The 20,607-nt window shown below is 52.2% G+C and carries 19 protein-coding genes; all 19 read left to right on the top strand.

Features of this window, described 5'->3' with window-relative positions:
* The first annotated feature begins 14 nt into the window (after positions 1–14).
* The 19 genes from tilS (at position 15) to lysS (ending at position 20,210) form a co-directional block, all read left to right on the top strand.
* Positions 15–1,451 (top strand): tRNA lysidine(34) synthetase TilS, encoded by a 1,437-nt coding sequence (tilS, locus tag WBG83_RS18245; protein WP_336746720.1) that lies wholly within the window; start codon positions 15–17, stop codon positions 1,449–1,451.
* A gap of 40 nt (positions 1,452–1,491) precedes the next feature.
* Positions 1,492–2,031: a hypoxanthine phosphoribosyltransferase gene (hpt, locus tag WBG83_RS18240; protein ID WP_336746719.1), complete on the top strand. Its 540-nt coding sequence runs from the start codon at positions 1,492–1,494 to the stop codon at positions 2,029–2,031.
* A 79-nt stretch (positions 2,032–2,110) separates the two neighbouring features.
* On the top strand, positions 2,111–4,084 hold the full coding sequence (gene ftsH / locus WBG83_RS18235) for an ATP-dependent zinc metalloprotease FtsH (protein ID WP_336746718.1): 1,974 nt from the start codon (positions 2,111–2,113) through the stop codon (positions 4,082–4,084).
* Between the two features lie 200 nt (positions 4,085–4,284).
* On the top strand, positions 4,285–5,223 hold the full coding sequence (gene nadA, locus WBG83_RS18230) for a quinolinate synthase NadA (protein ID WP_336746717.1): 939 nt from the start codon (positions 4,285–4,287) through the stop codon (positions 5,221–5,223).
* A 38-nt stretch (positions 5,224–5,261) separates the two neighbouring features.
* On the top strand, positions 5,262–6,908 hold the full coding sequence (gene nadB / locus WBG83_RS18225; protein ID WP_336746716.1) for an L-aspartate oxidase: 1,647 nt from the start codon (positions 5,262–5,264) through the stop codon (positions 6,906–6,908).
* Complete coding sequence (nadC, locus tag WBG83_RS18220; protein WP_336746715.1) at positions 6,868–7,740, top strand: carboxylating nicotinate-nucleotide diphosphorylase; 873 nt, start codon at positions 6,868–6,870, stop codon at positions 7,738–7,740. Before nadB ends, nadC begins: the two co-directional genes overlap by 41 nt.
* Entirely contained in the window at positions 7,737–8,504 is a 768-nt protein-coding gene (locus tag WBG83_RS18215; protein WP_336746714.1) for a type III pantothenate kinase, read from the top strand. The genes nadC and WBG83_RS18215 overlap by 4 nt, the downstream gene beginning before the upstream one ends.
* A gap of 24 nt (positions 8,505–8,528) precedes the next feature.
* Positions 8,529–9,395, top strand: coding sequence for an Hsp33 family molecular chaperone HslO (gene hslO / locus WBG83_RS18210; protein WP_336746713.1), 867 nt, complete (start codon positions 8,529–8,531; stop codon positions 9,393–9,395).
* Positions 9,396–9,417: 22 nt separating this feature from the next.
* Positions 9,418–10,350, top strand: coding sequence for a peptidylprolyl isomerase (locus WBG83_RS18205; RefSeq protein ID WP_336746712.1), 933 nt, complete (start codon positions 9,418–9,420; stop codon positions 10,348–10,350).
* A gap of 128 nt (positions 10,351–10,478) precedes the next feature.
* A complete protein-coding gene (gene cysK / locus WBG83_RS18200) occupies positions 10,479–11,420 on the top strand; it encodes a cysteine synthase A (RefSeq protein ID WP_336746711.1) in 942 nt (313 codons plus the stop codon).
* Positions 11,421–11,620: 200 nt separating this feature from the next.
* Positions 11,621–13,213, top strand: coding sequence for an anthranilate synthase component I family protein (locus WBG83_RS18195; protein WP_336746762.1), 1,593 nt, complete (start codon positions 11,621–11,623; stop codon positions 13,211–13,213).
* A complete protein-coding gene (gene pabA / locus WBG83_RS18190; RefSeq protein WP_336746710.1) occupies positions 13,197–13,784 on the top strand; it encodes an aminodeoxychorismate/anthranilate synthase component II in 588 nt (195 codons plus the stop codon). Before WBG83_RS18195 ends, pabA begins: the two co-directional genes overlap by 17 nt.
* On the top strand, positions 13,781–14,659 hold the full coding sequence (locus WBG83_RS18185) for an aminotransferase class IV (protein WP_336746708.1): 879 nt from the start codon (positions 13,781–13,783) through the stop codon (positions 14,657–14,659). Before pabA ends, WBG83_RS18185 begins: the two co-directional genes overlap by 4 nt.
* A gap of 46 nt (positions 14,660–14,705) precedes the next feature.
* On the top strand, positions 14,706–15,539 hold the full coding sequence (folP, locus tag WBG83_RS18180) for a dihydropteroate synthase (protein WP_336746707.1): 834 nt from the start codon (positions 14,706–14,708) through the stop codon (positions 15,537–15,539).
* A gap of 173 nt (positions 15,540–15,712) precedes the next feature.
* Positions 15,713–16,078 carry a dihydroneopterin aldolase gene (gene folB, locus WBG83_RS18175; RefSeq protein ID WP_336746706.1) on the top strand — a complete coding sequence of 122 codons (366 nt, stop codon included), beginning with the start codon at positions 15,713–15,715 and terminating at the stop codon, positions 16,076–16,078.
* Positions 16,079–16,093: 15 nt separating this feature from the next.
* Positions 16,094–16,603, top strand: coding sequence for a 2-amino-4-hydroxy-6-hydroxymethyldihydropteridine diphosphokinase (gene folK, locus WBG83_RS18170; RefSeq protein ID WP_442955853.1), 510 nt, complete (start codon positions 16,094–16,096; stop codon positions 16,601–16,603).
* Positions 16,604–16,763: 160 nt separating this feature from the next.
* A complete protein-coding gene (dusB, locus tag WBG83_RS18165; protein ID WP_336746703.1) occupies positions 16,764–17,792 on the top strand; it encodes a tRNA dihydrouridine synthase DusB in 1,029 nt (342 codons plus the stop codon).
* A gap of 217 nt (positions 17,793–18,009) precedes the next feature.
* A complete protein-coding gene (gene greA / locus WBG83_RS18160; RefSeq protein WP_336746701.1) occupies positions 18,010–18,486 on the top strand; it encodes a transcription elongation factor GreA in 477 nt (158 codons plus the stop codon).
* 227 nt (positions 18,487–18,713) lie between these two features.
* Positions 18,714–20,210 carry a lysine--tRNA ligase gene (lysS, locus tag WBG83_RS18155; protein ID WP_336746700.1) on the top strand — a complete coding sequence of 499 codons (1,497 nt, stop codon included), beginning with the start codon at positions 18,714–18,716 and terminating at the stop codon, positions 20,208–20,210.
* The last annotated feature ends 397 nt before the right edge of the window (positions 20,211–20,607 follow it).

The raw sequence follows: 20,607 nt of genomic DNA, 5'->3' as shown, positions 1-20,607 counted from the left end.
GGGGGATAGCCCGAATGCAATTGCTGGAACGGGTGGAGCGGGATATTCGGGAGCAGGAGCTGCTGCGCCAAGGATCTGTGCTGATTGTGGCAGTATCCGGCGGCGCCGACTCCACCGCGCTGCTGCATATGCTGCACAAGCTAAGTGAAGAGTGGAGCTGGCGGCTGGTTGTCGCCCATGTGAATCACATGTTCCGGGGAGACGAATCGCTTGCGGAGGCAAGGCAAGTGGAGGCCCTGGCCCGGAGTCTGGGCCTTCCCTGCGAGACCGCGCATATCGATATCCCCGGTTATTTGCAGAGCCGGGCCATGAACCCGCAGGATGCGTCCCGCGAGCGGCGGTACGCTTTTTTGCTGGAGACGGCCGGCCGGTATGGGGCAAGCGCGATTGTGCTGGCCCATCATGCCGATGACCAGGCGGAGACGGTGCTGCTTCATTTGCTGCGAGGCAGCGGGGGATCAGGCCTATCGGGAATGGCCTTCAAGCGGATTGAAAAAAATGTGGAACTTGTTCGGCCCCTCCTGCGTATATACAAAACAGAACTGCTGAAGTACTGCTCTGATAATGGACTTCTCTTCAGTGAAGACAGCAGCAACGCTGAACGCAAGTATGCCCGTAACCGGATTCGTCTGGATGCGCTGCCTTATTTGCGCCAATTTAATCCGCGCATCAGCGAAGCGCTCGTGCGTCTGGCCGAAACGAACCGGGCGGAGGATGATTATTTGCAGGGGGTGGCGGCAGGCTGGCTTCAACAGCATGGACGGTCAATCGGGCCGGGCTATGCATTTTCCCGGGAGGCCTTCATCAAGGAGCATGTTGCTTTACAAAGAAGAGTTATTAAACTAATATTAAGTTATGTTTTTTCAGGTGGGGGTTCAGTGGATTTTTCAGCCATTGAGCGCATCCGCCGAGCGGCTGCACAGCAGCGCAAATCCAATATACATATTGAGGTTCCGGGTGCTGCACGAATGGTTCGGGTATACGATGAAATTCGGCTGGAACGAACCACGAACAAAAGTAAGGCCGATTATTCCTATGCATTATCCAAAAACGAGGCACTTCAAGCCGGAATCCTGGAACTTCCGGAGGCAGAAGGTGTTCTTTTTTATGAAGTGCGCAGCCATGAGGGTGTGATATGTAGGCCGAAGCCGGCAAGCTTTTTAGATGAAGCGCAGTTTGCTTTGGAACAATTGGAATTTCCGCTTGTTGTCCGAAGCCGCCTTGCGGGAGATCGTATGGAGGTTCTCGGTTTAAACGGCTCCAAAAAAGTAAAAGATATTTACATTGACGACAAGGTTGCGCCTGATGTCCGCAGCAGGCTGCCGCTTGTTTGTGACGCTTCCGGTCGTGTGCTGTGGATTCCGGGCATCCGACGGTCCCGGCACGCGCTGCCGGACGGCGAGACGGGCGATCAGCCGAGATTAATCTTGGGCTTCGGGGCGAGAATGTAATTATCCTACATCTCATAGAATAGTACAGGAGGGGCCTGGCTTGCAGAATGATATTCAAGAAGTGCTGTTTACCGAGCAGCAGCTCCAGGACAAAATTCAGGAGCTTGGCGAACAGCTCAGCCGGGAGTTTGCTGGCAGAAATCCGTTAATGATTTGTGTTTTGAAGGGCGCGTTCATTTTTATGGCTGATTTGGCCAAGCGGATGGATATTCCGGTAGAGCTTGACTTCATGGCCGTGTCCAGCTACGGTCAATCGACCAAGTCCTCGGGCGTGGTCAAAATTGTAAAAGACCTCGATACGACAGTTGAAGGGCGCGATGTGCTGATCGTCGAGGACATTATTGACAGCGGGCTGACGCTAAGCTATCTAATCGACGTATTGGAGCGCAGAAACGCATTGTCTGTTACGGTTGTAACCTTGTTCGACAAGCCGGGACGGCGCACCGTTGATTTGGAAGCCGATTATAAAGGCTTTACAATCCCGGATGCATTTGTAGTCGGCTACGGTCTGGATTACGCGGAGAAATACCGCAATTTGCCGTATGTCGGAATTTTGAAGCCGGAAGTGTATACCAAGTGATGCCCGCCACCCCGTTCTATTGTGAAGGCCAGAGTGGCTGTGGTAAAATAATGAAGTGCGCCGCGAGAGGAGGTAGGGGATGAATCGTATTATCCGGAATACCGGATTTTATCTGCTTATTTTTTTAGTCACCGTGGGTATCGTTCACTTTATCAGTACACAGAACGATCAGAAGGCATCGATTAGCTACGACCAGCTCCGCCAGGAAATCAAAAGCAATAATGTGGAGTCGGTAAACATCAAGTTTGAGGGTTATACATACTTGGTGAACGGTAAATACCGGAAAGCACCGGACAATTCCGACAAGCTGAATTTCGTAACCCATGCCCCCTTCAGTGACGATTTTGTGAAATATTTGGAAGACAGCGGCATTAAGACCATCCAGGTCGACAAAATGGAAGGGGACAATGTCTGGATTACGTTCCTGACCTCCATTATTCCGTTCGTCATTATATTCATCCTGTTCTTCTTCTTGCTCAATAATGCTCAAGGCGGCGGCGGCAAAGTGATGAACTTTGGCAAGAGCCGTGCTCGCTTGTACAACGAAGAGAAGAAACGGGTCACATTCGAAGATGTGGCCGGCGCGGATGAAGAAAAGCAAGAGCTCGTGGAAGTCGTTGAATTTTTGAAGGATCCCCGCAAGTTTGCGGCGCTTGGCGCACGCATTCCGAAAGGGGTTTTGCTGAACGGTCCTCCGGGAACCGGTAAAACCTTGCTCGCCCGTGCTGTTGCCGGTGAAGCAGGCGTGCCATTCTTTAGCATCAGCGGCTCGGACTTCGTGGAGATGTTCGTCGGTGTTGGTGCGTCCCGTGTGCGGGATTTGTTCGAGAACGCCAAGAAAAATGCGCCTTGTATTATATTTATAGATGAGATCGACGCGGTCGGCCGCCAGCGCGGGGCAGGACTCGGCGGAGGTCATGACGAGCGGGAGCAGACGCTCAACCAATTGCTCGTTGAAATGGACGGCTTCGGCGCAAACGAAGGTATTATTATCGTCGCCGCAACGAACCGCCCGGACATTCTGGACCCGGCGCTTCTGCGTCCAGGCCGCTTTGACCGTCAAATTACGGTGGACCGCCCGGATGTCAAAGGCCGTGAGGCTGTATTGAAGGTACATGCCCGCAACAAGCCGTTGTCCAAGGACGTGAAGCTGGATGTAATCGCCCGGTATACGACAGGCTTTACAGGCGCAGATTTGGAAAATCTGTTGAACGAATCGGCCCTGATTGCCGCCCGCCGCAACCGGAAGGATATTTCGATGGCGGAAATCGAGGAAGGCTTTGATCGCGTTATCGTCGGTACGCAGAAAAAAGGCCGTGTCATCAGTGAGCGCGAGAAGAAAATGATCGCTTATCACGAAGCAGGACATACGATTATCGGATACCATGTGGAAGATGCCGATATGGTGCACAAAGTGACGATTATCCCGCGCGGCCGTGCCGGCGGATATGTCATGATGCTGCCGAAGGAAGGCGAAGACCGCATGATGGCGACCAAGAACGAGCTTCTTGACAAAATCACCGGCTTGCTAGGCGGTCGTGTCGCTGAGGAGCTGTTCATTGGTGAGTATGGCACCGGCGCTTACAGTGACTTCCAGAAGGCAACCGGAATTGCCCGCCGCATGGTGATGGAGTACGGGATGAGTAAGCTTGGCCCGATGCAGTTCGGCTCCACCCAAGGGCAAGTGTTCCTTGGCCGCGACATCGGTCATGAGCAAAACTACAGCGATGCCATCGCATATGAGATTGATCAGGAAATGCAGCGCATCATTACTGAATGCTATGAGCGTGCGAAAGAAACGCTTCAGAAGTATCAGGAACAGGTGCATCTCATTGCGAAGACGCTGCTGGAGAAGGAAACGCTCGAGAAGGAAGAAATTTCACAGCTTATCGAGAGCGGCCATTTGCAAGTGTCTGACCTGAATTTTGATAAGCCGCTTTCGGAAGGCGAGCCGACAATCAACATTCAGCCGCAAGCACAAGAAAATGACGCGAACAAGCTCGATTTTGACCGTGATAAAAAAAGCGAAAATGATCCAAAAGATGAATCGTAGTCTCCAATCCGGCATTCCACACGAATGCCGGATTTTTTATATCAGAATAAGCGGATAAGCACATTGACACCACTGACAGCATCGTGTAAATTAGTTGTAAACTGCAATAGTACGCAGGGGAGCGTCGGGTCATACTAAATGATGTACGGACGCGAAACTTAGTGAAGAAGTTCACGTACTTCCCCAAGGAGGAATGCGAAGTGGAAGCTTTAGCGCTTGAGCGCAAGGCGGAGCAGAATCGCGAGTTGAAAGAGCGTATCGCCCAGCTGAAGAAAGAAAGAAACGCCATTATTCTTGCCCATTATTATCAGCGGGATGAAATACAGGAGGTTGCCGATTTCCGTGGGGACTCGTTTTTGCTCGCTCAGAAGGCCGCGGAAACCGATGCCGAGGTTATTGTGTTTTGCGGTGTTCATTTTATGGGGGAAAGCGCTAAAATTTTGGCGCCGAACAAGACAGTTATCATTCCTGATGAACGGGCCGGCTGTCCAATGGCCGACATGGTCAATGTGGAAGGGCTGCGCGCCTTGAAACGGAAGCACCCAAACGCCAAGGTTGTCACCTACATTAACTCATCGGCCGAGATTAAAGCGGAGACGGATATTTGCTGTACGTCCGCGAATGCGGTGAAGGTTATCGAATCCGTGGATTCGGATGAAATCATTTGGGTGCCGGACAAAAATCTGGGTCATTATGTCCAGGAGAAAACCGGCAAGAAGCTGATTATTTGGGAAGGCTACTGCAACACCCACGATATGCTGACCGTTAAGGATGTCGAGGAAATGAAGGCCAAGCATCCGAACGCACAGTTTGTCGTTCATCCGGAATGCCGGCCTGAAGTTGTAGCGCTTGGAGATTTCGTAGGTAGCACGACTGCCATTATCAAATATTGCAAGGAATCCGATTGCCAGGAATTTATCGTTGGCACAGAGGACGGAACCGGGTTTCAGCTGCGTAAGGACAGCCCGGACAAGACGTTCCATTTCGCCAGCAAATTCCTTGTTTGCCCGAACATGAAGGTGAACAATTTGAAAAAAGTAGTGCGGTGCCTGGAGACGATGCAGCCGCAAATCTACGTTCCGCCACATATTGCGGATCAAGCCCGATTATCCTTAGAGCGCATGCTGCAGGTTAAGTAGCATGCGCTACTCTCTTGTTTGAGGCAGGTGGCTTCTTCGTGGTACCTCGTTACTTAGTGGATTTTGATCTGGACCAGCTGGTACAAGTGGATACAGATGTGGTGGTGATTGGCGCCGGAATCGCAGGATTGTTTACAGCTATCAAGGCGAGCCAAACGCAAAACGTCATTCTGATTACCAAAAAATCCGTCATGGATAGCAATACCCGGTATGCCCAAGGGGGAATCGCCGCCGTCATTTCCGACGAGGATTCACCGGAATTTCATTTACAGGATACCTTGATGGCCGGGGCCGGCTTGTGCTCTACCGATGCCGTCGAGGTATTAGTGCATGAAGGGCCTCATGGAGTAAATGACCTGATAAAGCTTGGCACGCAGTTTGATGTGGAGAACGGCGAATTCGCGTTGACAAAGGAAGGGGCACACAGCCAGCGGCGTATTCTTCATGCCAATGGAGATGCGACAGGCTTCGAAATCGTTCGGGCATTATCCGAGCAAGCGGTTCAAAATCCACGAATCGATGTATGGGATGACCACTTTGTTATCGATGTGGTGAGCGAGGATGGAGAATGTGTAGGGGTTCTCGTCCAGAAGCCGGCGGGGCAGCGGATATTCGTACGGGCGAGCGCCACGGTGCTTTGCAGCGGCGGCGCAGGTCAATTATACCGGTATACCACGAATCCGGAAGTAGCCACGGCGGACGGGATTGCGATTGCTTACCGGGCCGGAGCCTTGGTGCGCGATGTCGAATTTGTTCAGTTTCACCCAACTGCATTATGCTATCCGGGGGCGCCCCGCTTTTTAATCTCGGAGGCCCTGCGCGGTGAAGGCGCTGTCTTGCGAAACATTGCAGGGGAGCGCTTCATGGATCGCTATGACCCGCTTATGGAACTCGCTCCGCGGGATATTGTTGCCAGGGCTATTGTAAGCGAGATGGAAGCTACCAAATCGACTTTTGTTTATATTGATATTACACACGAGCCTGCGGAAGTCATTCAGCATCGGTTCCCGACCATATATGAAACCTGCATGAAATATGGATTGGATTTAACAACGGATTGGATACCGGTTGCCCCGGCCTGCCATTATATGATGGGCGGGGTCAAGACCGACTTGAATGGACAAACTTCTGTTAAACGCTTGTATGCCTGCGGCGAAGTTTCGTCTACAGGCGTACATGGGGCGAATCGTCTGGCAAGCAACTCCTTGTCGGAAGCGATTGTATTTGGACGTCGTATCATTGAAAGTATTAACCAGCTGCCCCCGCTGACTCATCGTCCGGTTATTGCTGTCAAGCAGGAACGGGTAGAGACGTTAACGCAGCCGATTGTAGAGAAACGGCTTAAGCTTCAAAAAATCATGCTCCGTTATGCCGGCTTGGTCCGTTCTGCAGAAGGGCTGCAAAAGGGCCATGAAGAGTTGAAACGGCAGCATACAATTTATGATGCGGTGTTGACGAAAAAGGAAGAATTCGAATTTGCCAACCTGTTGACCTGCGCTTTGTTAACGACGGAAGCGGCCTTGATTCGTGAGGAAAGCCGCGGCGGTCATTTCCGGGAGGATTTCCCGGAGCGGAATGACGCCGAGTGGCGTAAGCATACCTTGTTCCAGCGTGAGCAGGGGATACTGGAGGAGAATGTAACCGATGATCGATTGGAACTCGTCTCAACTAAAACAGCAGATTGAACAATGGCTGCGGGAAGATATCGGTACCGGTGACGTGACGACGATGACCACGATTCCTGCCGATCGAATGGCCAAAGGCATTATTCATGTCAAAGAAGAAGGCGTGGTTGCAGGTCTGCCTCTGGCGGAAGCCGTGTTTAACGTGGTGGATGCGAGCCTCCGTTTTTCGGCCCGAACACAGGAGGGCAGTCTGGTCTCCAAAGGTACCGTTCTTGCCGAAGTGGAGGGCAGCGCCCGGAGTATTTTGCTCGGCGAGCGTCTTGCTCTGAATTTAATGCAAAGGCTTTCGGGGATCGCTACCAAAACGAAACGCTTTGTGGATGCGCTGGAAGGCCTGCCGGTTCGTTTGGTGGATACGCGCAAGACGACGCCGGGACATCGGATGCTGGAGAAATATGCAGTAACCGTCGGCGGCGGACATAATCACCGGTTCGGGCTTTACGATGCGGTGATGATAAAGGATAACCATATTAAAGCCGCCGGAGGAATTCTGGAGGCCGTAAGCGCCGCTCGGCGTGCCATCCCGCATACCATGAAAATTGAGGTCGAAGTGGAGTCGCTGGCCGAGGTCGAGCTTGCGCTTCAGTCCGGCGCGGATATTATTATGCTGGATAACATGCCGAATGCGAGCATGCGCGAAGCCGTGCAGCGGATTAGCGCCGCAGCGCCGCATGTAATTATCGAGGCATCCGGCAATGTCAATTTGCAGACGATTCATGGCATTGCTCAGACGGGCGTACATGTCATTTCGGTGGGCAGCCTGACCTACTCGGTTCAAGCGCTGGATATCAGCTTGGATCTGAACGAGAAGAAGGGGGCCCAGGCAGAGTGATTCTTGTTGTTGATGTAGGCAATACGAACATTGTGCTTGGTTTATATGAAGGCAAACAATTGCAGCATCACTGGCGGATAAGCACAAACCGTTCCGCAACCTCGGATGAGTATGGTATGCTTATATATAACCTGTTCCAGCATGCCGGGATTGGCTTCGAACAGGTGGATGGCGTCATTATCTCCTCCGTTGTGCCGCCGATAATGTTTACGTTGGAGAAGTTTTGCTTACAATATGTGAGGAAAACGCCAGTCATTATCGGACCGGGTATCAAAACCGGCCTCAACGTCAGGTACGAGAATCCGCGTGAGGTAGGAGCCGACCGAATTGTGAATGCCGTGGCCGGCATTGAAATCTACGGGCCGCCGCTTATTATCGTCGACTTCGGCACAGCCACAACCTTCGATTATATTGACGGTGCCGGGCAATATATCGGCGGCGTCATTGCTCCGGGTATCGGCATCTCAACCGAAGCGCTTTACCAGAAGGCGGCCAAGCTGCCTCGTATCGAGCTGGTGAAGCCGAAAACCACCGTCGGCCGCAATACGGTTGCTTCGATGCAGGCCGGCATTATTTACGGCTTTGCCGGGCAGGTGGACGGGATCGTTGAACGAATCCAAGAAGAGTTTCAGGTCCAAACGAAGGTCATTGCAACAGGTGGACTGGCTGAGCTTATCTCAGGGGAGTCCAGAACTATCGAAATTGTCAATCCGCTGCTGACACTGGAAGGCTTGCGAATCATTTATGAACGGAACCATACATAAGATGGATATTGTGAGGTAAACAAGATGGATTATTTGCTCCGAGCTACTGCAATGAATGGAAAGGTAAGAGCGTTTGCTGCCCTTACTACAGAAATTGTAAATGAGATGTACCGCCGTCATCAGACGATGCCGACCGCTTCCGCCGCTTTGGGCCGGACAGCAACCGCCGGTGTCATGATGGGAGCTATGCTGAAGGGTGAGGAGAAGCTGACCATTCAGGTAAAAGGCGGCGGCCCCATCGGTCAAATTGTTGTGGATGCCAATGCCAAGGGCGAGGTTCGCGGTTATGTGGATGAACCGGAAGTCGACTTGCCTCTGAATGCTGCGGGCAAGCTGGACGTTGCTGGCGCAGTCGGAATTGAAGGGCATTTGTATGTGATCAAGGATCTGGGCTTGAAAGAGCCCTACCGCGGCAGCGTGCCCATTATTTCGGGCGAGATTGCCGATGATTTTACGTATTATTTTGCCAAAAGCGAGCAGACTCCTTCCGCAGTGGCTCTTGGGGTGCTGGTGGACACCGATTTAAGCATTCGTGTGGCGGGAGGCTTCGTCATTCAGCTTCTGCCGGGCCTGAGTGAGGAAGAAATCACCCAAATCGAAGCTCATTTGAGACAGCTGAAGCCGATCACGACGATGCTGGACAGCGGCATGACGATGGAAGATATTTTGCGCGCGATATTGGAAGACGTTGAAATTTTGGAACGGATGGACATCCGGTTTCAATGCCAGTGCAGCCGCGAACGGGTAGAGCAAACGCTGATTAGCCTGGGCAAGGAGGAGCTGGAAGCGATTCAGGAGGAAGATGGCAACGCCGAGGTGGTGTGCCATTTCTGCAACGAAAAGTACAATTTTGAAGACGAACAGCTTCAACAGATAATCAAGCAGCTATAGGGGCGGCAAGAAGGGGTAAAGGATGCGGAGTGTTAAATGGGTGTGGGGAACGATCGTTTTCCTGCTGGCCTGTATTCTTGTTTTGTCGCTGCTGCTTTATCGTTCACTGCAGACGCCCCGGAATTCTGGCATACAGCTGCCCGCTGAATCCAAGCATGTTGTGGCTCGCATAGACGCTCAGGAAATTACCTACGACCAGCTTGTTGACGGGCTAATTAAGGGCCATGGTTCCCAACTGCTGCAAACGATGGTTGACCGCGCCGTGCTGGACCAGGAGAGCAAGTCCCTCGGCATTACAATCGGTAGAGGTGACATTGATAAAGAGCTGAAACGGATGCAGGCCGGATATGAGGATGAAGAACAGTTTTACAAGTCCATGAAGGAGCAGCTTGGCCTCAGCAAGGAAAACGTGCTGGAGGATTTGAAGTATAAGCTGCTGCAGGAGCGTATTGCCACATATGCCATTCGTGTGACGGATGCGGAGGTTAATCAGTATATTTCCTCCCACCCGGAAGAGTTTGAGCAAAAAACGAAATACCGCGCTGGCAAAATCGTCGTCAAGACGAAGAAGGAAGCAGAATCGCTGGCGGCGGAAATTGGGAGAGGCGCCGATTTCGCCGAATTAGCGCGATCGTTGTCTCTGGATAAGGCCACAGCCGCAGAAGGCGGGGATCTCGGCTGGATTAATGCCGATGATTTGTTTGTCCCGGCTCCTGTGATGAAAGCCTTGCAGCAATTGAAGCCTGGAGAAGTAAGCAAGCCCGTTGCTGTTGAAGAAGGGTACGCCTTGCTTATTCTTCGGGACAAAATCGAACCGTCGGGCAAGGTGGATGACAGTGCTCGTGAGATTGTCCGGCGTGAGCTCGCGCTGCAAAAAGCGCCGCCGATGAAGGAGCTGCTCGCGAAGCTGCGCACCAAGCATCAGGCGGAAATTGTCGAACCTCTGCTAAAATAACGAGCGGAGGTTTATTTTTTACGTAATGATTGACAAGCGCGAAGCAGGTTGATAAGATGAGAATAGATAAAAACCGACTGATTTAGTCGGAATACTAAATGCTAACATTTCCTGGGAGGGACTTATTCATGGCAAAGCTTGTGCAAAGTATTACACAACTGATTGGCGATACTCCACTGGTTCGTTTGAACCGGGTTGTTCCAGAAGATAGCGCGGAAATCTATGTCAAGCTTGAGTATCAAAATCCGGGCGCGAGCGTAAAAGACCGCATTGCCATTAATATGATTGAAGCGGCTGAGAAGGACGGCACTTTAAAGCCGGGTGACACAATTATCGAGCCAACCAGCGGTAACACGGGGATCGGCCTTGCCATGGTCGCTGCGGCCAAAGGCTACAAGGCCATTCTCGTGATGCCTGAAACCATGAGCTTGGAGCGCCGGAACCTGCTTCGCGCATACGGTGCACAGCTTGTCTTGACTCCAGGAGCGGAAGGTATGAAAGGGGCTATCAAGCGTGCGGAAGAGCTGCAAGCGGAGAACCCGAGCTACTTCATCCCGCAGCAGTTCAAAAATCAGGCGAATGTGGAAATCCACCGTCTGACAACAGGTCCGGAAATCGTGGAAGCGATCAACAGCCACGACGGCAAGCTGGATGCCTTTATCTCCGGTATCGGAACCGGCGGCACCATTACCGGCGCAGGCAGCGTCTTGAAAGAAAACTTCCCAGGAATTAAAGTCTATGCAGTCGAACCGGCCGCTTCCCCGGTCCTATCCGGTGGCAAGCCAGGCCCTCACAAAATTCAAGGTATCGGCGCAGGCTTCGTTCCGGATATTTTGAACACCGACATTTATGACGGTATTATTGCGGTTGAGAACGATGATGCATTCGCAACATCCCGCCGTGTAGCCAAAGAAGAAGGCATTTTGGGCGGTATTTCCTCTGGCGCGGCTATTTTTGCAGCACTGCAGGTGGCCAAAGAGCTGGGGAAAGGCAAGCGTGTTGTCGCTGTCATTCCAAGTAATGGCGAACGTTACCTGAGCACACCGCTGTACCAATTCGACGAGCAATAATTGCTGGTCCATATATGGCAGAGGCTGTCCGAACAGACGAAGGTCTGTCTGCGGGCAGTCTCTTTTGGTTTTGGCTGGTTTGAAGTATACTAAGTTCAATACAAGACAAAGGATTCAATTCGTCCAATGTAAACAAGGAGGCGGCAGCACTGGCGGCCATAACGTTGGAACAATGGAAGAGCTGGCGTACTTCCTGCACGATGCTTCCGTATGTGCGGAGCTTTCCTCTGGACGAGGTGCGGCCCGCATCCTGGGAAGCCGTTTGGAACAGCATGGGCAAAACATCGTTTGTGCTGGAAAGCGGCAAGGGCGGGAGGTACAGCTTTTTGGGGGTACAGCCCCGGGCATTACTGGAAGGCAAAGCCGGTGAAGCGGTACTAACCGAGTTCGGCTCCGGCCAAAGCACGGATGGCGGTGATGATCCATTTGCTGGAGCATTAGCTGGAGATGGGAAATTCCGGCGTCTGCAGCTCCAGGGCAAGCCGCTGGAGTTGCTCAAGCGGTGGATGAATGCCTACCGGGGCCCCCGGGTAGAAGGGCTGCCTAAATTTATTGGCGGCTGCGTCGGGTTTCTCAGCTATGATGTGGTCCGATCGCTTGAGAGGCTGCCCAGTCTGGCGGCGGATGATTTGCCCCTTCCGGAATATGCCTTCATGCTGATGGACAAGCTGTGGATTGTAGATCACCAGCAGAAGCTTCTATACTGCGCTGTTCATACGCCTATAACCCCGGATGTATCGGATGCTCAATTGGAAGCGGCAATGGCCGTGGCGGAGCAGGAGGCCGGGGTGATGCACCGGCGGTGGACAAGCTGGATGACGGCGGCCCGTCACAATGAGCAGGCCGGGGAACGGCTGCAGTATTATCATTCCGCGGCCCGGGCGGAGGGACTTAACATCGATGTGGATGCGCTGCCGGGGTTGGAACGACATTTTTCCCGAGAGCAGTTCATCCATGCGGTTCGCCGTATTCAGGAGTACATCGCACAAGGCGACGTATTCCAGGTCAATTTGTCTGTTCGGCAAAGCTGCCCGCTGCGACTGGAGCCGGAAGAAGTGTACGAGTGGCTGAGGCTGCTTAATCCTTCGCCGTATATGGGCTTGCTGCGTTATCCGGGGTATACGCTTGTATCCGGATCGCCGGAGCTGCTTGTAAAAGTGGAGGGCGGCGAGGTATCGACCCGCCCTATAGCCGGAACCAGGCCAAGAGGGAGCAGCGAGGCCGAGGACAGGCTCATGGCCGAAGAGCTTATCGGTCATGAGAAGGAGCGCGCGGAGCATATCATGCTGGTGGATTTGCTTCGCAATGATTTGGGCCGTGTTTCCCGTTATGGGAGTGTACGGGTGGATGAGCTGATGGTCATTGAATATTATTCGCATGTGATGCACATTGTGTCGGAGGTAAAAGGGGAGCTGGCCGAAGGGAAGGACGGCTATGATGCATTGGCGGCAGCCTTTCCCGGAGGAACGATTACCGGCGCGCCCAAAATCCGGACCATGGAAATCATCGAAGAGCTGGAGCCGGTCAGACGCGGCCCGTATACGGGGTCGATCGGCTGGATTGACTACAGTGGCAATATGGAATTTAATATAACTATACGTACACTGGTTGCCGCCGGAGGCAAGGCGCATATCCAGGCCGGGGCCGGCATTGTGATTGATTCGGTTCCGGAGAAGGAATATGCCGAGTCCATCAGCAAAGCGAAGGCCTTATGGAAAGCGCTGCAGCTGGCTGAACAGTTCCGGGCGCAAACCGGAAGCAAAGGGGAGATCGTCCATGATTTTAGTTATTGATAACTATGATTCTTTTACTTATAACCTGGTGCAGTATCTTGGCGAGCTGGGACAGGAGGTTAAGGTGTACCGCAATGACGACCTGTCGCTGGAGGACATCGAGAACCTCAATCCGGATCATATTTTAATCTCCCCGGGTCCATGTACACCGAATGAAGCGGGAATTAGTTTGGCGCTTATCGAGCATTTTAAAGGAAAAATTCCGATTTTGGGCGTTTGCTTGGGACACCAGTCTATCGGTCAGGTATTCGGCGGAGACGTTGTACGTGCCGAGAAGCTGATGCACGGCAAAACCTCCGAAATTGAGCACGATGGAAAAACTATTTTTGAAGGAATCCCATCGCCCTACACGGCAACCCGTTACCATTCTCTTATTGTCAAAAAAGAAACGCTGCCGGACTGCCTGGAAATTAGCGCCCAAACAGCCGAAGGTGAGATTATGGGGCTTCGCCATAAGGAGTACCCGATTGAAGGGGTGCAGTTCCATCCGGAGTCCATTATTACGAAGCACGGGCATCAGCTGCTGAGCAATTTCCTCAAGCTGAAGGCGACAAGCGGAGCTTCAATATGATAATCAGCGTCAATGGTCGTCAATGTGACGAGCAAGAAGCCGTGATCTCGGTATATGATCACGGTTTTCTTTACGGCATGGGGGTTTTTGAGACGCTTCGTACTTACAGGAGTAAACCGTTTTTGCTGGCTGAGCATATGCAGCGGCTGAAGAACGGCTGCAAGGAACTCGGGATTGAATTTCAACCGGATACGGCGGGTGTAGAGCGGGAAATCCATGATCTGCTGGCGGCCAATGGCCTGGAGGATGCATATGTCCGTTACACCGTAACAGCCGGTATTCAGCCTCTGGGACTTCCCGCAGAGCCGTATGGCAAGCCGGCGATCGTGATCTATGTGAAGCCGCTGCCGCCTTTGGATGAACCGGCTTCCCGTACAGGCAAGCCGCTGCAGCTGCTGCGAACCCGGCGGACGAGACCAGAAACCCCAATCAGACTGAAATCGCTCCATTATATGAATAACATTTTGGCTAAAATGGAAATGAACTCGTATCCCTGGTCGCAGGGCGCGGAGGGATTGTTCACGGATGAAGCGGGATATTTGGCGGAAGGCCTCGTAAGCAATTTGTTTTTTGTTGCTGGCGGCAAGCTTTGTACCCCTGCATTAGAAACCGGAATTTTGCCAGGCATTACTCGCCAGTGGGTCATTCGTAATGCCGAACGCTGGGTCCCCGGATTAGCCGTGGCGGAGGGACTGTTTACGGAGGAGCAGCTTTGGGGAGCCGAGGAAGTATTTATGACCAATTCCGTGCAGGAAATCGTGCCCGTCACAGGCATATACACGCCGGAGGGACAGTTCAAGCAAGCCGGGACGGGTCGCCCGGGTTCGGTGACGACAGCGCTTATGGCCAATTACCGGCTGACGGCATTGCAGTAATTGACGTCATATGATTTTGTACCACAAGGAAGGACAGTGAGGACGTATGTCAGCTTCAGTGATCCAGAGAATGACGATCGAAGGCGGAGCGCTGGAATTTGGCCCCAAGACGCTCATTATGGGAATACTCAATACGACTCCGGATTCTTTTTCGGATGGCGGTCAATATATTCAAGTAGCGGATGCGGTAAAGCGGGCCAGGCAGATGATGGAGGAAGGCGCCGACATGATTGATATCGGGGGGGAGTCCACCCGTCCGGGCTTTGCGCCGGTGTCGGCAGAGGAGGAGCTGGAGCGGGTTATTCCGGTTATCCGGGCAATCCGGGCTGAGCTGCCCCTGCCGATCTCCATTGATACGTACAAAGCGGAGGTAGCCCGACAGGCGCTTGATGCAGGAGCTCATTTCATTAATGATGTCTGGGGAGGGCTGGCTGATCCGGGAATGCTGACGGTTGCTGCGGAGAAGAAATGTCCTATTGTACTCACGCATAACCGGAAGGATACGGAGTATGAGGACTTTTTGAAGGATGTCATTCTTGATTTGCAGAGCATGATTGCAGCGGCCTGTGAAGCCGGAGTAGACAAGGCGCAAATTATTCTCGATCCGGGTATCGGCTTCGCGAAGACCTATGAACAAAATTTACAATTGATGAATCATTTATCCCTTGTATCCGAGCTTGGCTATCCTGTCCTGCTTGGAACCTCGCGAAAGAGCATGATCCGATCTGCACTGGGGCTTCCTGCTCAGGATGTAGTCGAAGGAACGGCTGCGACCGTCGCATTGGGCATCATGCAGGGCTGCCATATTATGCGCGTCCACGACGTGCGGGCGATGAAACGGGTGGCGCAGATGACGGACGCCATTGTGCAGCAGCGGTAAGCCGGGCTGAACGTTATATAGCGAAATATACGGCGCTTCATTGCTGAAGCGCTTCTGCAGGTTAAGGTTCTGCACTTTGAGGGAATCTCAGATTCGGCATTTGGAGGGAGGCCGCGGGAAGCCCCGGCTTGTTTCAACGGTGCCGAGCCTTTTGGCTGGATGGGAGGAAGCTTATGGATAGAATGGTATTGCAAAATATGCACTTTTATGGCTATCACGGTGCCATTGCAGAGGAAAACAAGCTCGGGCAGCGATTTATGGTTGACCTGGAGCTGTATTTGGATTTGCGCCGGGCCGGACAAACCGATGATTTAAATGAGACCGTCAATTATGCAGAGGTATTCGCCGCAGTACAGCGAATCGTGGAAGGGAAGCCGTTCCAATTAATTGAAGCATTGGCTGAGGCCATTGCATCTGAATTGCTGCAACTTTATACTAAACTAGAACAAATTACAGTCCGGCTCAAAAAACCACATCCGCCTTTTGCTGTACATTTCGATTTTGTATGTGTGGAAATCCACAGAAAGCGGGCGGAATAGTTGACGGAGAACAGCATGACACCGATTACGGCCTACATTGGATTGGGCTCCAACCAGGGGGAGCGCGAGCAGTATTTGGCCGACGCCATCAAGCTGCTTGAGGCTGTGCCTGGCATTACGCTGCGCAGGGCATCTCATTTTTATGAGACCGATCCGGTAGGCTTGACAGAACAGGATTTATTTCTGAATATGGCGATACGCGTGGAGACGACGCTTTCCCCGCAGGAACTGCTTCACACCTTGCTTGAGGTGGAGCATCAGCTAGGGCGTGTGCGTGACGTGCGTTGGGGGCCGCGCACAATTGATCTGGATTTGCTGTTTTACGGGAATCGGGTTATTGAGCAGGATGATTTGATCGTGCCCCATCCCCGGCTGCGGGAGCGGGCTTTTGTCATTGTTCCCCTTCAGGATGTAGTATCGGAACAGGACAATCTTTTGGCGGGGCAATTGGAAGCGTGGAGACGGGAACTAGGCGACCAAGGGGTCAGAAGATGGCGAACCGTCCGGCAAGCCGATTCGCAGTAGCGTGTGTGGCAGCGAATTCTCAGGCTTTGACGGCTTCTTATAGGGTGACAGGGCTTCACACAATACATGATCTTCTGAATGAACCATATTCGCAGCGGAGGATCTGCACGAGTGATGCTTTTGCAGACTGTGCGGATGAAAGAAAGGAGTGAAGGAAACGATGCTTAAAATAGGAAACATAACCGCTAAAAATAATGTGGTGCTGGCTCCCATGGCGGGCGTATGCAATCCGGCGTTCCGTCTCATTGCCAAGGAATTCGGCTGTGGGCTCGTGTGTGCGGAGATGGTCAGCGACAAGGCGATTGTCCACGGCAACAAGCGTACGGTTGAGATGCTGTATGTAGACGAGCGGGAGAAGCCGCTCAGCCTGCAAATTTTTGGCGGAGATACGGAGACACTGGTGGAGGCGGCCAAGATTGTCGATCAGGAGACCAATGCCGATATCATTGACATTAATATGGGCTGTCCGGTGCCCAAAATTACGAAGAGTGACGCCGGCGCCCGCTGGCTGCTGGATCCGTCTAAAATTGAAAAGATGGTTTCCGAGGTGGTTAAATCGGTCAGTAAGCCGGTAACCGTCAAGATGCGTATCGGCTGGGATGATGATCATATTTATGCTATCGACAATGCCAAGGCCGTAGAGGCCGGCGGAGGATCTGCGGTTGCGGTGCACGGCAGAACGCGGGTCCAAATGTATACGGGCCATGCCAATTGGGACATCATTAAAGAAGTCAAGGCAGCTGTTTCCATTCCGGTAATCGGCAATGGAGATGTATTCACCCCGGAGGATGCCCGCCGCATGCTCGACCATACTGGCTGTGATGGAGTTATGATCGGCCGCGCGGCATTGGGGAACCCCTGGATGCTGTACCGCACCATCGAGTACCTGACCAAGGGAGAGCTTCCGGCAGATCCGACACCGGAGGAGAAAATCAGAATCGCCCTGCTGCACATGGATCGGCTTATCGATCTGAAGGGAGAATCCGTGGCCGTGAAGGAAATGCGCAAGCATCTGGCGTGGTATCTCAAAGGACTGCGGGGCTCGGCGCGGGTCAAAGACGCCATTATGGATGAGACAACCCGGGGCGGAATGGCAAGTATTTTGGAGCAGTTTATCTCCGATTTAGCCAGTGGGGGCCATGACCAATCAGGGGCCGATGATACAGCGGAGCCGGCTGCGTACCATTAAGCGGATGCTGGTTTCTGGTGATTTTCCTCACATTGACAATTAGGTTGGCATGAAATATAATCATGCAATAAGTGGCACCGATACGTTCTTTTCACGGAAAAATACGTATTTTGACCAGTCATCTTGGTTGATAAAACTAATATATTAGAACCATGCAAAGGTGAATTCATGCTCGCTGGCAGCGTGAAAAATTCTCACACGACAGGAGTTTGTTGCAATGTCCGAAAAAGAAGTAATTTTGACGCATGACGGATTGAAGAAGCTTGAAGAAGAGCTGGAGCATCTCAAATCGGTTAAACGCCGTGAAGTTGCGGAACGGATTAAAGTGGCAATCGGATACGGAGACATTAGCGAGAACTCCGAATATGAGGATGCAAAGAACGAGCAGGCATTTACTGAGGGCCGGATTATTACTCTGGAGAAAATGCTCCGCAATGCACGGATTATTAATAATGACGATGTAGATACGAACACCGTAAGTGTAGGATCGACCGTTACGCTGAAGGATTTGGAATTTGGTGATCTGGTGGAGTATACCATCGTAGGTACCGCTGAGTCCGACCCAATCAACAATAAGATTTCCAATGAAAGCCCCGTAGGCAAAGCGATTCTCGGCAAGCAGAAGGGCTCAACGGTTGATGTAAGTGTTCCGGCCGGCATTATTCAATACACGATCGTAGATATCAAGAAGTAGCTGGATTTCGATTGTTTGCGGAAGCTTCCTTTATGGAAGCTTTTTTGTTACTATTATCAGAAAGTAAACCGCTATGCTCATTCATCTGGTTCGGATATCGCTAATTACGCGCATCATGCCTGAACTTGAGGATGGCAAGAGCCGTCTGGCCGCAAGCAGGAACAGGAATCCGGGTTGGTCCGGAGACGGAATGGGAGTAGCAAATAGATGAGGAGTGGCATAACATCGTGAGTCAAGAATTGGAATTAAATGAGCTGCTGCAGATACGGCGCAACAAATTGGACGAGATCCGCGAGCTTGGCATTGATCCGTTCGGCCAAAAATATGAGCGCACCCACCATGCCGGTGAGGTATTGAGCGCGTACCAAGACAAGTCCAAGGAAGAGCTGGAAGAGCTTGATGCCGAAGTCAGCCTCGCAGGCCGGATTATGCAAAAGCGCGGCATGGGCAAAGCTGCATTCGCTCATATTCAGGATATTACCGGGAAAATTCAAATCTATGTACGTGAAGATTCGGTGGAGCCGGCCAAATTCAAGGCATTCGACATTCTGGATTTGGGCGATCTGGTTGGCGTAAAGGGCATAGTCTTCAAAACTAAAACCGGTGAAACCTCCATTAAAGTGAAGTCGCTTGAGGTATTGGGGAAATCGCTTTACCCGCTGCCGGAGAAATTCCATGGCTTGAAGGATATCGAGGTGCGTTACCGCCAGCGCTATGTCGATTTGATTGTAAATCCGGAAGTACAGCAAACCTTTATTACCCGTTCGAAAATCATTCAATCCATGCGCCGTTATTTGGACAACCTGGGCTTCCTGGAGGTGGAGACACCGACACTGCATGCCATTGCCGGGGGTGCTGCAGCACGGCCGTTTATTACACATCACAATGCGCTGGACATGCAGCTCTATTTGCGTATAGCTATTGAGCTTCACTTGAAGCGTTTGATTGTAGGCGGCATGGAGAAAGTATACGAGATTGGCCGCGTTTACCGGAATGAAGGGGTTTCTACGCGTCATAACCCGGAATTTACGCTGCTGGAGCTTTATGAGGCTTATGCCGACTACCAGGATATTATGCGGCTGACCGAGGAGCTTATTGCTCATATCGCGAAGGAAGTCCGCGGCTCCACAGAGATCGCTTATGGGGACAAGCAGATCAGCCTGCAAACCCCTTGGCGCCGTGTGTCTATGGTTGAGGCGATCAAGCAGGCCGTAGGCGTTGATTTCAGCCGTCATATGACTGATGAAGAAGCTCATCAGCTTGCCAAAGAGCATAAAGTGCCGGTAGAGCCGAACATGACCTTTGGCCACATCGTTAACCAGTTCTTTGAGGCGTTCGTCGAGGAAACGCTCATTGAGCCTACGTTTGTGTACGGACATCCCGTGGCCATCTCACCGCTGGCGAAGAAGAACGCCGACGATCCGCGCTTTACGGATCGCTTCGAGCTGTTTATTGTTGGCCGTGAGCATGCCAATGCATTTACAGAGCTGAATGACCCGATCGATCAGCGTGAGCGGTTCGAAGGACAGCTTCAGGAGCGCGAGCACGGCAATGATGAGGCGCATATGATGGATGATGATTTCATTCGTGCGCTGGAATACGGCATGCCGCCGACAGGCGGGCTGGGTATCGGTATTGATCGCTTGGTTATGCTGCTTACTGATTCTCCGTCTATCCGCGACGTTTTGTTGTTCCCGTTAATGCGTGAACGTGCAGGCGAATAACATTTCAGATCAATAAAATGACGGTGGCGGCCTTAGGGCTCGCTGCCGTTTTGTTTATTAGCGGCTAAGTGGCGGAAGCGTTGCAGCAGAATTCTGTTATCGAGTACAGCAATGCTCTGCAGCTTCCCGTTCAAGGGGCGCTTAGCATGCCTGACAGCGGTGAAGTGGTCATATCAGTACTCAATCCTGAGTTTCGACTCACATTCCGCACCCTGATCATGTGGTAGCGAATGGCTTTTTTGGGGGTCAGCAAGCCGTTAAACGCGTGTAGCGATGGCTTCAGAAGCAACACCATCGCTGAGGCAAGTCGATTCAGTTAGCCGAGGTAAACCGATTCATCCAAACCGAGACTGGCCAACACGCGCTTCTCCTCTTTACTCAAGGGGCGGGCGAATTG

The sequence above is a fragment of the Paenibacillus sp. y28 genome, from assembly GCF_037137075.1.
Taxonomy (GTDB): domain Bacteria; phylum Bacillota; class Bacilli; order Paenibacillales; family NBRC-103111; genus JBBBNV01.
This window is presented reverse-complemented; position numbering and strand designations above follow the sequence as displayed.

Excerpts from the sequence above, each read along its gene's own strand:
- nadC (WP_336746715.1), top strand. The coding sequence starts at position 6,868 with ATGATCGATTGGAACTCGTCTCAACTAAAACAGCAGATTGAACAATGG.
- folB (WP_336746706.1), top strand. The coding sequence starts at position 15,713 with ATGGATAGAATGGTATTGCAAAATATGCACTTTTATGGCTATCACGGT.
- tilS (WP_336746720.1), top strand. The coding sequence starts at position 15 with ATGCAATTGCTGGAACGGGTGGAGCGGGATATTCGGGAGCAGGAGCTG.
- folK (WP_442955853.1), top strand. The coding sequence starts at position 16,094 with ATGACACCGATTACGGCCTACATTGGATTGGGCTCCAACCAGGGGGAG.
- ftsH (WP_336746718.1), top strand. The coding sequence starts at position 2,111 with ATGAATCGTATTATCCGGAATACCGGATTTTATCTGCTTATTTTTTTA.
- WBG83_RS18185 (WP_336746708.1), top strand. The coding sequence starts at position 13,781 with ATGATAATCAGCGTCAATGGTCGTCAATGTGACGAGCAAGAAGCCGTG.
- pabA (WP_336746710.1), top strand. The coding sequence starts at position 13,197 with ATGATTTTAGTTATTGATAACTATGATTCTTTTACTTATAACCTGGTG.
- WBG83_RS18195 (WP_336746762.1), top strand. The coding sequence starts at position 11,621 with ATGCTTCCGTATGTGCGGAGCTTTCCTCTGGACGAGGTGCGGCCCGCA.
- WBG83_RS18205 (WP_336746712.1), top strand. The coding sequence starts at position 9,418 with ATGCGGAGTGTTAAATGGGTGTGGGGAACGATCGTTTTCCTGCTGGCC.
- hslO (WP_336746713.1), top strand. The coding sequence starts at position 8,529 with ATGGATTATTTGCTCCGAGCTACTGCAATGAATGGAAAGGTAAGAGCG.
- folP (WP_336746707.1), top strand. The coding sequence starts at position 14,706 with ATGTCAGCTTCAGTGATCCAGAGAATGACGATCGAAGGCGGAGCGCTG.
- greA (WP_336746701.1), top strand. The coding sequence starts at position 18,010 with ATGTCCGAAAAAGAAGTAATTTTGACGCATGACGGATTGAAGAAGCTT.
- dusB (WP_336746703.1), top strand. The coding sequence starts at position 16,764 with ATGCTTAAAATAGGAAACATAACCGCTAAAAATAATGTGGTGCTGGCT.
- cysK (WP_336746711.1), top strand. The coding sequence starts at position 10,479 with ATGGCAAAGCTTGTGCAAAGTATTACACAACTGATTGGCGATACTCCA.